The sequence below is a fragment of the Variovorax sp. RKNM96 genome (genome assembly GCF_017161115.1).
Classification (GTDB): domain Bacteria; phylum Pseudomonadota; class Gammaproteobacteria; order Burkholderiales; family Burkholderiaceae_C; genus Variovorax.
This window is the reverse complement of the sequence record NZ_CP046508.1, coordinates 1,580,749-1,594,402: the sequence shown is the minus strand read 5'-3', so window position 1 is coordinate 1,594,402 and position 13,654 is coordinate 1,580,749. Positions and strand designations below refer to the sequence as shown.

Here is a 13,654-nt window from a genome sequence, read left to right as displayed (position 1 = left end):
GCTTACTGCGTCACATCGACGCGATCGATCTGGAGGTATGCACCCGACACCTTCTTGAGTACCAAGGTATGTGGGCCCGCGGTGAGGCCCGCAATGCTGTAGACCGTTCTCTGGCCCTTGTACACCGCGACGGCGGGAATGGTGATGTCCTGTGCGGTAGCGCCATCGAGCAAGGCCGAGAACTGCACCGCCGTCGTATCGACGGGCGCCAGCACGCGCACCCCGGTTCCGGTGAAAGCGACGGTCATTTCGTCGCCGTTCGTCTGGGTGTAGCGCACATCGAAATTGAAGTCCCCCGACGCCTTGTTGCGGTTGGTGGAACGCCCCCAGCCGCCCTTGACGGTGATGCCCGACCAGTCGTCGTTGTGCACGGCCAATGACGGAAAGACCAGGTCGAACTCGGTCGTCACATTGTTCCGCTGGACCTTCACATGCAGCTTGCCGTTCGCGGCCTCTGCACCGAGGGCGGCGTTCAGGTCGTTGCTGTCCGCGATGTCCTTGGGCTGACCCGCGACGATCGCCTGGAGAAAAACGTCGTTGGCCAGCACGCCGCTCTTTGCCGCATCCGATCCCGCCGTCACCGATTGCACGAGCACGCCCGCCACGCTCGGCAGGCCAGCGGCGGAGCGCTCGCCCTCCGTTTCCACCGACTTGACCCGGGCGCCGAGAAAGTCCGACGGCGTCTCCAGCACCAGCACCTGGATGTTCAGCGGATCGAAGACCGGCTTCCTGGCCCTCGGCTTGAGCCGCGGGTCCTGCACGCCGAACTTGTCCATCGCGATGTTCTGGAAGCCGACGCCCAGGGCCGGCGAGTTGGCCGCGACCGTGAAGTCGCCTTTCTCGCCATCGGCAAACATCGGATCGCCCGAGACCTTCGAGTTGGCATCCCAGCCCATCGCCTGCGCGGTCTTCAGCGCGGCGGTGGTCGGCAGCAGGTTGTTGTCCACGAGCTCGCCGTTGTTGCCGGTGCCGACGCCGATCGGCTGGTAGGGCCCCATCACGATGTTCTTCTCGAAGTGGTCCAGGCTGTTCGCGAACCACACATGCGGATGGAAGGTGTTGTTCACCAGGATGTTGTTGCGATTGATGCGCTTGAAGCCTTCGCGGTTCTTCAGCCCGCCCTTGAGGAGCACGTTGTTCTCGATCACGTAGTTGGTCGAGCCGTCGTCCAGGTCGATGTCCCAGCCGTGGTCGCAACGAAAGCGGTTGTTGCGGATCGCCGTGGGCTTCATGGCGTCGAGGAAAGGCATCTCCGGGTGCGCAGTGAGATCGGCGTTCGCATTGCCCGAATTGCCCGGTGGCAGCTGGCCCCAGTAGCGGTCGCGCCCCCACGAGTTGAACGCGCCGTGGTCGCCGGTCTCCAGCACCGTGTCGAACACGTCGTTGAACTCCAGCACATGGCCGCCCCAGGTGCCGTCACCGATGTTGATGCCCGCGCGCGGCGTGCCGTAGATGCTGTTGCTGCGCACCGTGATCTCCGAGGCCATCGAGATCTCCACGCCGGTGGCCTGCTTCTCCCTGAAGCCGATGTCGTGGATCAGGTTGTTCTCGGCAATGGACTGCGACGGGTAGGCATTGGTCTTCGGCCCGGGTGCCTTGTCCATGTCGGCGTAGCTCGTTCGTGCGCTGTAGTGGAAGCCGGGCGAGCGCACCGCGTCCGGCGAGCCGACGAAAAGAATGCCGCTCGCGCCGATGTCCTCGATCTCGTTGCCGCGCACGGCGACCCGGCGGTTGTAGCCACTCACGAACACGGCGTTGCCGCCCAGCGCATGCATGTCGTTGCCGGCAATCTCCACATCCTGTGCGCCTTCGATGTAGACGGCGCCGCCCCGGAACACCTTCCAGTCGCTGCGCAGCAGCGGCTCGGTGGTCTTCATGAAGGTGGTGCCGGTCTGCGTGAGCACGAGGCCCTTGATGGCCACGTCATGAATCGGTGTCGCCTCCGATCCCTTGAGCACGATCAACTGCTCGACAAGGCCCTTGTCGGCGCCGCCGCTCACCTCGATGCGCGCGGTCCGCGGATCGGCGCCCGTCTTCGGAATGAAGTAAAGCTTCTTCGCCGCCACGTCATGAAACCACTCCTGCGGCACGTCGAGTTCCTCGAAGATGTTCTCGACGAAGCTGACGTTCCAGTTCGGCCCCTGTTCCATGCGGTTGTTGCCCGTGCCCTCGCTCAGGTCGAGCGTGTTGTCGGGTTTCTTGCCCTTGATCTGATAGTGGATGTCGCCCCACTCGGCATTCAGCATCACGTGCGCATAGCCGCCCTGGGGGTTCTTCCAGGTCGCCACGCGCGCCGGGTCCGTGGCCTTGCCGCTGCCGTTGAAGAAGATCCTCTCGCCCGATTCGCTGCGCGGCTGGAAGTTGGGATAGCGCGCTCGCACCTGGCGCTCGCCATCGATGTACAGGTCGTCGAAATCGGTGCCATCGGTGGCGGCGGTCCAGACGCCATTGCCGGTCGTCGACCATTGCAGCGTCTCCAGCTTTCGCGCGCCGCTGAGCACGGGCTGCGTGCCTGGCACTGCGGCGATCGTGAAGGGCTTGCCGGGCGCGCCCGACAGTTCCGGGCCGAGCACGATGGTCGATGCGAGGTAGTGCGTGCCTTGGTCGAGAAAGATCGTCCGACCCGCGGGCGGCACGCTGCCGGCACCGGCCTGCGCATCTGCGGTGGCTTTCGATACGGCCTGCTTCAGCGTGGCAAAGGGCTTGGCCTGCGTGCCGGGGTTCTGGTCGCTGCCTGTTGGAGAGACATAGAGATTCGTCGGATCTACCGGGGCGACAGGATCGGTCGGCGCGACGGGATCGCCGCCGCTTCCACCGCCGGGCAGCGGAAAGAAGCTGCTCCCGCCTCCACCACCACCACCGCCGCATCCCGCCAGGCCGAGCGCCAGGACCGTCGCCGCCATCGCACCGCCGATCCAGCTCGGCCTGCGCCGCGTCATCTCGTCTGCCGCACGCGTGAACACAACACACTCATTCATTTTTTGCTCCCTGTGTGATTGCGTTCGACGTCAGAACGTATGGCTGATGCCGAAGTACGTGCCCGACTGCTTGCCGCCCGCGGGCGGGTTGTTGTTGGTGGCCTCCACCGAGAAGTTGGCGTTCTCGCTGTTGTAGACCTTGCCCACCGAGGCGTAGAGCAGCGTGCGCTTGGAGAGCGCGTAGTTCGCGCCCAGCATGTACAGGTTGGCGCTGCCGGCGTTCCGGTTCTGCGTGACGCGGAACATCGAGCCGATCAGCGTCAGCAACGGCGTGATCCTGTAGTTGGCGCCGACCCAGTAGTGGTTGGCCTTGCTCGGCGCGCTGAGCGGCGCATCGGGCGCCGACAGCCGCTGGTAGCCGACGAACATCTTCAGGTCGTCGAAGAAGGTGGCGGTGCCGCCGAGCGTGAGCTCCTTGGACTTGTTGAAGAGGTCGGAGTACTGGCCGTTCTTGTCGCGCGCCACGTCGTAGATGGCGCGCACTTCGAACGAGGGCGCGATGTACGACACCGAGACGCCGTCCTTGCGCAGCTTCGTGAAGCCATCGGTCTGCTCGCCCAGGCCCGTCTGCACGGTGGCGCTGAAGCCGCCCCAGGTCGGCGTCGTGTACTCGACCCCGTTGTCGTTGCCCTGCCAGTTGCGCCCGCGCACCAGCGTCGCGGTGCCGATGAACTGCTGGCCCGTCGGGTCGATGTACCAGACGTCGTTGGCGATCGACAGGTTCTTGCCCAGCACCAGCTTGCCCCAGTAGTCCTGCAGGCCGACGTAGGAGCGGCGGTTCAGCAGCAGGTCGGCACCGTTGGGCGTGGCCTTGGGCAGGTCGAAGCCGCCTTCGAGCACGAAGAAGGCCGCCATTCCGCCGCCCAGGTCCTCCGTGCCCTTCACACCCAGCATGCTGGTGCCCCATTGGTTGCCAGCCGCGCGCCACAGGTGACCCCTGCCCTGGCCCGCGTCATTGGCGATGTTGTTCTGGTAGTCGGCGCCTGCAACGGCGCGACCGTAGAGAGTGACGCTGCTCTGGGCGTGGGCACCCGCCGCGGCGATGCACATGCAGAAGGAGGCCGTGGCAGCCTGGAAACCGTGCTTCATCTTTTTTCCTTGTCTCTCGTGTTGTTGTCGGTAGGAGGGGCGGCCCGGTGCGGGGCCTGCGGTGGGGGAAACGGGACTACGCGGGCACGACGGTGGTGTCGACACCGTTCACGCGCACGACGACGGGGTTCTTGCTCGGGGCGCGGTCCGCGGCGATGGCGTACGACGTCACCTGGCCGTTGGCCCAGGCGCAGTCGACGCGATAGCCGCCGCGTGCGCGCAGGCCGCTGAAGGAGCCGCTGGCGCGCCAGTGCAAGGGCAGGGCCGGCAGCAGCACGATCTTTCCCTCGTGGCTGTGCAGCAGCAGTTCCGCGATGGCGCCCGAGATGCCGAAGTTGCCGTCGAGCTGGAACGGCGGGTGGTCGCAGAACAGGTTGTCGAGCGTGTTGAACGCGAGCAGGCCCTTGAGCATTTCGCCGGCGCGATCGCCGTCGCCCAGGCGCCCGAACAGCGCGCACCGCCAAGGCCAGGTCCACGAGCGCCGGCTGTCGCCCACCACGTCGGAGGCAACGAACTTGTGCGCCGCGCTTTCGTTGCAACGCGCCTTGAGCGAGACCAGCGCGGCGTCGGCAAAGGCCGGCGTGGCGGTGCGGGTGATCTGGCGCCCCGGGTAGACCGCGAACAGGTGCGAGGTGTGGCGGTGCCGGTCGGCCGGGTCGTCGTTGTCGGCCTGCCACTCCTGCAGCTGGCCCCAGCTGCCGATCTTGTTGGGCGCGAGCGCCGCCTGCCGGGCCTGCACGTCGGCGGCATAGGCGGCGTCCTGCCCGAGCCGGGCCGCGGCGTCGCGGTAGTTCTGGAACAGGTCCCAGATGATCTGCTGGTCGTACATCACGCCGTCTTCGACCGGCCCGTGCTCCGGCGACCAGCCGTTGGGCGACACGTACAGGCCGTCGGGCCGGCGCTTGAGACGCGCCATCCAGAACTGCACGACCTCCTTGATGAGCGGATAGGCCACGTCGCGCAGGTAAGGCACGTCCTGCGTGAACGCGAAGTGCTCCCACAGATGCTGCGCATACCAGGCGCTGGACACGACGTTCCAGTCCCACGCGGAGCTGCCGAAGATGTTCTGGCTGGTGCGGGCCGTCCACCCCGGCGTGCTGCTGCCGAACGCGGCGCGCGTGGCGATGCGCAGTGGCGCCGCCTGCGCCTGCACGTAGGCCACCAGGGCCTGGTGCGAGTCGCCGAGGTCGGTGGTCTCGGCGCCCCAGTAGTTCATCTGGACGTTGATGTTGTTGTGATAGTCGCTGGCCCACGCGGGGTCGTTGCTGTCGTTCCACAGCCCCTGCAGGTTGGCCGGCAGCCCGCCCGGGCGCGACGAGCTGGCGAGCAGGTAGCGGCTGTAGTCGAACATGACCTGTTCGAGCCCCGGATCGGCCATGTCGGTCTTGAACGACTTCAGGCGCAGGTTGGTCGGCAGCGCGCGCAGCGACGACGCAGCCTCGGCGCCCCAGGTCGCCTGCACGCGCACCATGCGCGCCGAGAAATCCGCCGCATGCCTTGCCACGAGCGTGTCCAGGCTGCGGGCCGTGGCTGCGGCCACCCTCTGGCGGATGGCGGGCATCGGATCGGTTCCGGTGCGCCAGCCGGCGTCGTAGGAGGGCGCGTAGTCGGTGCCCGCATCGAGCACCAGCAGCAGGCCGTTGCAGTTGGCAAAGCGCAGTTCGTTGCCAACGCTCGACAGCGTGCCGCCGGTCGGCATAGCGCGCAGCACCGCGCCGCTGCGCAGGCCGTTGCCCAGCGTTGACGTGAGTTCCAGCGAGCTGCCCGTGGGCGCGGTGATGCTGCCCGCCGACTGCCCGCTCATGAGCGCGATGCGCCCCGACAGGCCGCCGGCCTGCGTGGCCTCGTAGAAGCACACCACCACGTCGTCCACGCGCGAGGCGAAGGCCAGGCGCGCCTGGCGTTGGCCCTGGCGCCGGAAGCCGACGCCGTGCACGCCGCGGCGCAGGTCGAGGCTGCGCTCGTAGTTGGCGAGCACGTCGAGGCCGTCGCTGGTGTAGCCCGGCCCCCGCAGCACGATGTTGGCGACCTGGAAATGGGACACCGCCACGTCGCGCGCAAACACGAAGCGAAAGTAGCGGAAGGCCGTGGCGTTGTTGAACGCAAAGTCGCGCACCTGATTGCGCTGGGCGAATGGCCCGCCCAGGTTGCGGGTGTCCAGCGTGGTCCACGCAATGCCGTCGGCCGAGCCCTGCAATTGCCAGCTCTGCGGGTCGCGCGCCGGCACGTCGCCGGCGCTGGTGAGCGAACAGGCGTTGACGACCACCGGCGTGCGGTTGTCCAGCAACCAGACGACCTCGGCATCGCGCGTCTCGACGCACCACTTGGTGTCGACCCGGCCGTCGACGGAACGCGAGATGTCTTCGTTGGCCGAGACGTTGTCCTCGCCGCCATGACCGCTCGGCGAGGACAGGCACGGTTGCACCGGGGCGCTGGCGAAGACGACGCCGTCGAGCGCGATTTCCGAGAGCTGGAAATGCGGGGTGGTCGTGTCGTGCGTGAACGCCAGGCGGTAGCGGCTGTACGACGCGGTGTTGGCAAAGCCGAAGCTCTTGGTCTGCAGGCGCGATTCGAAGGCGCCAGAGAGGCTCACGCTGTCGAGCAGCACCCAGGTCGTGCCGTCGTTGGAGCCCGACAGCGTCCACTGGCGCGGATCGCGTGCGGGCACGTCGTTGGCGCTCGTGATCGTGTAGCGCGACACGACCGCCGGCGCCGCCAGCGTCGCCTGCCACTCGATGCGGCTGCTGACCGGCGTCACGCACCACTTGGTGGCCGAGGTGCCGTCGACCGACTTCTCGACCTCCTCCCCGCTGCTGCCCAGATGCCCGGTGGGGCTGCTCACGCGGTTGCCGCTGTCGAATTCGACGAGCAGCTCGCCGAACTTCTTGTAGGTGCCGAAGGCCTGGTCGGACAGGTCGTAGTTGCCGCTGTCGAAGTTGTTGCCGCCGGTCCACAGGCTGTTCTCGTTGAACTGGATGCGGTCCGACGACACGCCCACATAGAGCATGGCGCCGAGCCTCCCGTTGCCCAGCGGCAAGGCCTCCAGCCAGGTGGAGGCCGGTGCCGCGTACCACATGCGCCGGCCGCCGCTGGCGGCCACATCGGGCACCGCAGCCTTGGCGGCCGCAGGCGCCGGTGCCGCGGGCGCCTGCGCTCCAGCCACCGAGGGAAACGCCGACCCCGCGCCCTCGCTCCCGCCACCGCAGGCGGACAGCAAGGGCAACGTGGCGAAGGCGCCCAGCGCGCCGAACAGCGTCCGGCGACGCAGGTCGATGGCGGGCGACTCGTCGCCCGCGATGGACACGGTCTCCTCGGTGGATTTCAAGCGCATGTGTACCCTTTCTTGTGGATGGCAGGACCTCGATGCAGACGGACTCATTTGGTCAGGCCAATTCACCTGAACCAATCTGGTCGGGCCAATTTAACCAGCCTCTTGAATTGGCCTTACCAGAACAAACCCTATGACAGGCTTCGTTCCCAAGGGGCGCTCTTCCCTCTGAGGTGCGGGTCGCTTAGGATGCATAAATTGGCCTGACCAAGCGCCATCGCCCTTTTTCCCCTGGAGCCGCATGCTTCTTTCCGCCAAGTCCCCGCCCACTCGCCGGCTCTACCAGCAGGTCGCCGACCGGATTCGCGCCTTCATCCGCGACGGCCGGTTGAGCGCGGGCACGCGCCTGCCGCCGGAGCGCGAGCTGGCGCTGCAACTGGGCGTGTCGCGCCCCTCCCTGCGCGAGGCGCTGATCGCGCTGGAGATCGACGGAACGGTGGAAATCAGGATGGGGTCGGGCGTGTACGTCTGCTCGCCACAGGCCGTGCTGGAGGGCGAGACGCCCGCGCTGGGCGAGAGCCCGTCAGAACTGATGCAGGTGCGCTCGATGCTCGAGAGCTCGGCCGTGACGCTGGCCGCGGCCCGGGTCGGCCGCCAGCAGCTGGAGCGCGTGAAGGAGTGCCTGGAAGCGATGCGCCAGGACGGCCTGAGCGGGCGCACCATGGTCGAGAACGACCGCCGCTTTCACCTCGCCATTGCGGAGATGACGGGCAATTCGATCCTGATCCGGCTCATCGGCGACCTGTTCGACGACCGGCACAGCCCGATCTCGTCGCACATGACCGAACGCACGGAAAACCCGCAGGCCTGGAAGGCGGCGTTCGTGGAGCACGAGGCGATCTACCTCGCACTGGTGGCACGCGATCCTCAGGTGGCGGCCGCGGCCATGCTGCACCACCTGCAGGCGTCGCACGCGCGGTGGAGCGGGGAGCCCGTCGTCGTACCGGGCGGCTGACGCCGCGCGCCGCCCGGAAGGTGTGAATGAACCCGCGGGTTCCTCACACCTCTCAGTCGGCGTAGACGCCCGCCGCCTTGATGACAGGCGTCCACTTGGCGATCTCGCCGATCACGAACTTCTTGTGGCCCGCCGGTTCGATGCGGCCGTCGGTCGCGACCACGGCACCCAGCAGCTCTTCGCGCTTGATGAAGTCCGGATCCTTCAGCGCCACCTTCAGCGCATCGTTGAGCTTCTTGAGCACCGGTGCCGGCGTGCCCTTCGGCGCATACAGGCCGTGCCAGATCGTGACCTCGAAGTTCTTCAGGCCCGCTTCGTCGAGCGTGGGCAGGTCCTTCAGGAGCGGCGTGGTCAGGCGCTTGGGCGTGGTCACCGCATAGGCCTTGACCTTCTTTGCCTCGATCTGCGGCGAGGTGTTGGTGCTCTGGTCGCACAGGAGGTCGATCTGGCCGCCGATCAGGTCGGTGATGGCGGGCGCCGTGCCCTTGTAGGGCACGGGCGTCATCTCGGTCTTGGTCGCGCTCTGGAACAAGAGCCCGCACAGGTGCGAGGCCGAGCCCACGCCCGCGTTGCCGATGTTGATCTTGCCCTTGTTGGCGGCGATCCAGGTCGCGAGTTCCTTGTAGTTGTTGGCCGGCAGGCTGGGCTTGGAGATCAGCGTCATCGGCACGTCGTTGACGATACCGAGGTACTCGAAATCGCTCTCGACCTTGAACGGCACGTTGCGCACCAGCGTCGGCACGGTGGCCATCGCGATGTGGTTCAGCAGCAGCGTGTAGCCATCGGGGGTGGCGCGCGCCACCTTGGCCGCACCGATGGAGCTGCCCGCGCCGGGCACGTTGTCGATGATCACGCTCGCGCCGCCCAGGGGCTTGCGCAGCGCCTCGGCCAGGTCGCGTGCCACGCGGTCGGTCGGGCCGCCGGCGGCGAAGGGCACGACGATGGTCACGGGCTTGCCCGCGGGAAAGTCCTGCGCCTGTGCACCGACAGCCAGGGTGGCCAGGGCAACCGCCGCGAGGGCGAACATTTTTTTCATGGAAGTCTCCGTCAAGGTCAAAAAGAAAATCAGGGCGCGCGCGAAGGCACGCGGCTCTCGAGCGTGGGCGGCTGCCACTCGGGCTTGATGTGGCAGCCGTTCTTGCCGTCGGTGTCGTAGCGCGGCGCGAGCGATGCGCAGCGTTGCGCGAGGCTCTGCGGCGTGGGCTTCTCGCCCTTGTCGATCCAGTCCATCAGCGCGCCGAAGAGCGCTGGGTATTCCGAATCGCTCAGGTAGCTGTGCTCGCGCTCGGCGCTGAAGCTCTGCACCAGGTTGCCGCCGGTGCCGGCCGCGTCGCGGATGCGGCGATAGGAATTCTCGAGTTCGACGAACGCCGTCGGGTCGTCGATGGCATGCAGCCCCACCGTGGGCAGCGAGGTGCGGCCCGTGGGCTGGCTGTCGGCCGCGAGCGCGCCCTTGGCTTGCGGATCGGCGGCATAGCGCGCAACGCCCGCGTTGAGCGCCGCGTCGTCGGCCGAGCCGCTGTAGACCACACCGATGTTGCCGAAGGGGTTGCGGCCGTTCAGGCGCTTCTGCACCAGGTCCTGGAACAACCAGGTCGCCCAGTTCAGGTGGCCGACGAGCGAGCGCTCCTGGATCTTCACGACCGAGAGAATCGTCTTCAGCCGCGCCGCTTGCTCGGGCGTGCGCTGGGCGGCAGGCAGGCCGACGCCGGTGCAGGCCTTCACGCGCTCGGCAAGCTCGGCACGGGTGAGTTTCGAATCGAGCGGCAGGCCCATCCACAGCGGGTACTGCGGCTCGTCGGGCCGCGGATGGTTGCGGCAGACGTACTGGTAGATCACGCGCAGGTCGAGCCGGAAGTCGTAGGCGCTGTTGCCGCCGCCGAGCACGCCGCTGGTGAGCAGCAGGCCGTCGTAGGGGCTCTTCGCATCACCCACGGGCGCATACAGCTCCGCGGCCTTCGCAGCCACGCCCGCGCCGTAGCTCTGGCCATGCAGCAGCGTGCGCTTGGGCTGGCCGAAGTGGCGCACGAAGATCTGGCGCAGCCGCTCGGTGTCTTCGGCCGACATCGTCACGCCGTAGCCGCCGCGCCGGTAGGTGGAGCCGGCCCAGGCATAGCCGGCCTTCACGGTGACGGCCCAGCGCTTGAGGTCTTCCGCGCTGCGCTCGAGCGCCGGCGGGCCGGTCTCGGGGCCGCCGTGGGCATGCATCACGAGGACGCGGTTCGCGTCCTTCTTCCAGTCCTTCGGGATGGCGATCCAGTAGAGCGCGCCGGCGCCGTCTTCACCTGTGTAGCAGCGTGCGGTGTTGGGGACGGCTGCCGGGCAGGTGGCGGGCTTCGGCGCGCTGGGCGCCGCGTGCGCGGACAGCAGCGGCGCCGTGCCGAGCAGGGCGAAGGCAGCGAGTTGTGACAGTTGTTTTTTCAATGGCGTACTCCGAGTTCGAGGGCGGCGTTGGTTCCTGCGGGAGCGGTGGAAAGGAACACGAGGACACCACTGTTGAAGAGCAGGTTGCCGGGCCGGCCCGCATCGACCTGCGCCACGGCATCCAGCGGCGATGCCTTGTAGCTCAGGACCGCGTTCGCTCCGCCCAAGTTGAACGCGGTGCCGGCCACCGTAGCATCGTGGTTTTCCCCGCTCACGCTCAGCATCGAGTAGCTGCCGTCGGACATGCCGGCCGTGGGGCCGAGCGGCGCCAGGATACGCAGGCCCTTGCTCACGCCCGTGTCGGTAACCGGGGTGAAGGATTTGGGGATCAGGTGCAGCGGCACCGCAGCACCGTTGACCATCCCGATCACCATCGAGCCGCTGAGCGTGCCGCCTTCCGAGACAGCTTTGCCGCTCGCCAGCGTGGTGAAAACGTCGAACGAACCTCGGCTGATGTTGTAGGCGATGTAGCCCTTCTCGGTCGGCGCGCACGAGGCGTTGTAGGCCATGAAACCTGTCACCGGATCGCTGGTGCAGTACTGGAAAGTGCCCGCGTCGCGCAGCTTGCCTGTCGATCTGTAGATGGCCGCGCTCGTGTCACCCTGCAGCACGCCTGCTGCATTGAAGGTGTTGGACACGGCCTTGAAATCGGTCGGCGTGGCCACGTTGTCGTAAGTGTTCCGGAACGCCAACAGCGGCGTGAAGCTTCCGTCGCCCGGCACGTTCACACCGCCCGACAGCACCCCACCAGCTCCGAAGGTGAAGATCGCCCCCTTCTCGCTGCTCGTGTAGCTGCAATTGCCGTGCTTCCCCAACGAACCCGTGCGCGCTGCGCGGGGCGTGACCCCCACGGTGGCGTCGAAGGTCACGGTGTAGGCCATGGTGCCCGGATCGATCTGCACGTGCAGTTCCTCGCCCAGGCCATTGCCGCCCTTGTAGCTCGTCACGGCGGCCGGCAGATTGGGACAGGCCAACGGGTCGCCCACTTCGGTCACGCAGCTGTAGTTGACCGCCGCATCGAGACTGCCGCTGCCCTTGTACTTGGGCCAACTCGGGAACAGGCACAGCGGCCGCGTGCGGCCATAGGTGGCAGGCACCGCATCCACCGCCACGCCGGTGGCCGGCGCCAGGCCTCCTTCGACCCAGCCTTCGAGCGCCGCGAGCGAGTCCCAGTTGGGAATGAACACGCCCGTGCCGTGGCCCATGCCGGGCACGGTGTAGAAGCGCATGCCCTTGTCCACCGCCGCCTGGCCCAGCGTGGCGACGACCTGCTTGTAGTAATCGATGGTCGAGTTGTTGCTGATCACCTCGTCGGCCAGCCCGTGCAGCATGATGATTCGCCCACCGTGGTCGAAGAACGGCGCCAGGTTGGGGTTGGTCGCATCGGTGAGGTTCGATACCGCAGTCACGCGCAAGGCGTATTCGGCCCCCGGGTCGAGCGGGTCGAAACTGACCGAGTCGAAATCGGCCTTGCGTGTCACGAAGTACTTCACCCACTGGTCGCCAGTGACGAACACGTTGGCGTCCCGCTTGTCCGCGCTCGTGCCGAGATCGCGCGTGGTGTACGGCCCCGCGACCTGCGTGCCTTCGAGGATGTTGTAGCCGCCCGCGCGCTTGACGCCGTTGGCCAACGAATAGGTGCTGAACTCCAGCGGGTCCTCGATGGCGCGCACGGTCTTGATTTGGGCTTCCGTCAGGCAGGTGTCGCCTGTGGAGATGTCGCCGGGACAGCGCGGCAGCGCGGCGAGGATCTGCTCGTTGAGCTTGCGGCAGCTCTCGACGTTGCTCACGATGTTGTCGACCGCGCCATCGAGCTTGTCGCAGGCCGCCTTCGCGGCGTTCTGCACCAGCACCGTCTGGCCCACGGTCATCCAGCCCTTGCCGCCGTCCTTGTACAGCGCACGCCCCACCGCTACGTTAGACAGCCGCGTGCCGGTGTAGTTGAGTGCCGGTTCGTTGGCGATCACGCCGTCGTAGTCCTCGGGCCACCGCTGGATGTAGCTGAGCGCATCGCGCCCGCCGGTCGAGGTGCCGAGGAAGTACGCATGCTTGGGCTTCATTGCATAGCGCACGAACACCAGTGCCTGCGCCACGTCGCGCGTCTTCTTGAGCGACTGGCCGCCGTAGTTGGCGAGCTGTTCGTCGTTAGCCGCGAACTTGCCGTCGGTGATGCTGCTGGACTGATGGCCAGCGTCGTCGCCGTAGGTGGCGTAGCCAAGCGCGAGCGGCGCGGGTTTGCCGGCGGGGCCGAAGCGGATGACCTCGGTGCCGTCGATCAGCACGCCGTCGAAGCCGCCGCCGCCGAAGTGGATCGTCTTCTGGTTCCACTTCTCGGGCAGGTTGACCGCGAAGTTGATGAGTTGCGATGCCGGGTCCACCGGCTGGATGGTGCCGCGCACGCGGCAGTAGTCGCCCAACTGGTTGCCGGCGTCGGTCGCGGCCACCGGCGTGGCGCTGGTGACGGTGGCGCCTTGCGTGGGCAGGCTGATGAGCGAGGCGGGCAGGCTCCTGCCTGCGAGGTCCGCGCAGGCCACGACCGGCACCACGGGCGGAGGCGGCGGGTTGTCAGACGAGCCGTCGCCGGCCGGCGGGTTGTTCGGCACGATCGGGAAGAAGCCGCTGCCGCCGCCTCCCCCACCGCCGCCGCAAGCGGCCAGAACCAGTGAAACCAGCGAAATGCCGATCGCGGGGCCGAACGAACGGCGGGCGCGACGGGCGACGTCAGTCATCGAAAGAATCGAACGGGGGCGCGGTGGGCGCATGGTCTTGTCTCCGGCATGCGGCCTCGGTGGGCCGCTCTTTGTTTTGAATGGGCGGCCGGACGATAGATTCGGGGTGACTTAGGGTCAAATAAAATAAAGAGGTCGTTTCGATACTAAA

At 67.2% G+C, this 13,654-nt stretch carries 7 protein-coding genes; 1 reads left to right on the top strand and 6 read right to left on the bottom strand.

Annotation, left to right across the window (positions count from 1 at the left end; genetic code table 11):
• Positions 1-2 precede the first annotated feature (2 nt).
• The 3 genes from GNX71_RS07235 to GNX71_RS07225 all read right to left on the bottom strand — a co-directional run bounded on the left by GNX71_RS07235 (position 3) and on the right by GNX71_RS07225 (position 7,398).
• Positions 3-2,978, bottom strand: coding sequence for a right-handed parallel beta-helix repeat-containing protein (locus GNX71_RS07235; RefSeq protein WP_206177695.1), 2,976 nt, complete (start codon positions 2,976-2,978; stop codon positions 3-5).
• Between the two features lie 30 nt (positions 2,979-3,008).
• Positions 3,009-4,067 carry a porin gene (locus GNX71_RS07230; RefSeq protein ID WP_206177694.1) on the bottom strand — a complete coding sequence of 353 codons (1,059 nt, stop codon included), beginning with the start codon at positions 4,065-4,067 and terminating at the stop codon, positions 3,009-3,011.
• Between the two features lie 76 nt (positions 4,068-4,143).
• The gene (locus tag GNX71_RS07225; RefSeq protein WP_206177693.1) at positions 4,144-7,398 is read right to left on the bottom strand and encodes a glycoside hydrolase N-terminal domain-containing protein; all 3,255 of its coding nucleotides are present in this window, start codon (positions 7,396-7,398) and stop codon (positions 4,144-4,146) included.
• Between the two features lie 238 nt (positions 7,399-7,636).
• On the opposite strand from GNX71_RS07225, the gene GNX71_RS07220 reads away from it, so the two are divergent.
• The gene (locus tag GNX71_RS07220; protein ID WP_206177692.1) at positions 7,637-8,350 is read left to right on the top strand and encodes a FadR/GntR family transcriptional regulator; all 714 of its coding nucleotides are present in this window, start codon (positions 7,637-7,639) and stop codon (positions 8,348-8,350) included.
• Positions 8,351-8,402: 52 nt separating this feature from the next.
• Here GNX71_RS07220 and GNX71_RS07215 read toward each other — a convergent pair whose 3' ends face one another.
• The 3 genes from GNX71_RS07215 to GNX71_RS07205 are packed head-to-tail and all read right to left on the bottom strand — an operon-like array spanning position 8,403 to position 13,503.
• Positions 8,403-9,386, bottom strand: coding sequence for a tripartite tricarboxylate transporter substrate-binding protein (locus GNX71_RS07215; protein WP_206177691.1), 984 nt, complete (start codon positions 9,384-9,386; stop codon positions 8,403-8,405).
• Between the two features lie 29 nt (positions 9,387-9,415).
• The gene (locus tag GNX71_RS07210) at positions 9,416-10,774 is read right to left on the bottom strand and encodes a hypothetical protein (protein WP_206177690.1); all 1,359 of its coding nucleotides are present in this window, start codon (positions 10,772-10,774) and stop codon (positions 9,416-9,418) included.
• Entirely contained in the window at positions 10,771-13,503 is a 2,733-nt protein-coding gene (locus GNX71_RS07205) for a tannase/feruloyl esterase family alpha/beta hydrolase (RefSeq protein WP_241027189.1), read from the bottom strand. The genes GNX71_RS07210 and GNX71_RS07205 overlap by 4 nt, the downstream gene beginning before the upstream one ends.
• Positions 13,504-13,654: the final 151 nt, after the last annotated feature.

Coding starts and splice junctions, on each gene's coding strand:
- GNX71_RS07235 (WP_206177695.1), bottom strand. CDS start 2,978: ATGAATGAGTGTGTTGTGTTCACGCGTGCGGCAGACGAGATGACGCGG.
- GNX71_RS07230 (WP_206177694.1), bottom strand. CDS start 4,067: ATGAAGCACGGTTTCCAGGCTGCCACGGCCTCCTTCTGCATGTGCATC.
- GNX71_RS07225 (WP_206177693.1), bottom strand. CDS start 7,398: ATGCGCTTGAAATCCACCGAGGAGACCGTGTCCATCGCGGGCGACGAG.
- GNX71_RS07220 (WP_206177692.1), top strand. CDS start 7,637: ATGCTTCTTTCCGCCAAGTCCCCGCCCACTCGCCGGCTCTACCAGCAG.
- GNX71_RS07215 (WP_206177691.1), bottom strand. CDS start 9,386: ATGAAAAAAATGTTCGCCCTCGCGGCGGTTGCCCTGGCCACCCTGGCT.
- GNX71_RS07205 (WP_241027189.1), bottom strand. CDS start 13,503: ATGACTGACGTCGCCCGTCGCGCCCGCCGTTCGTTCGGCCCCGCGATC.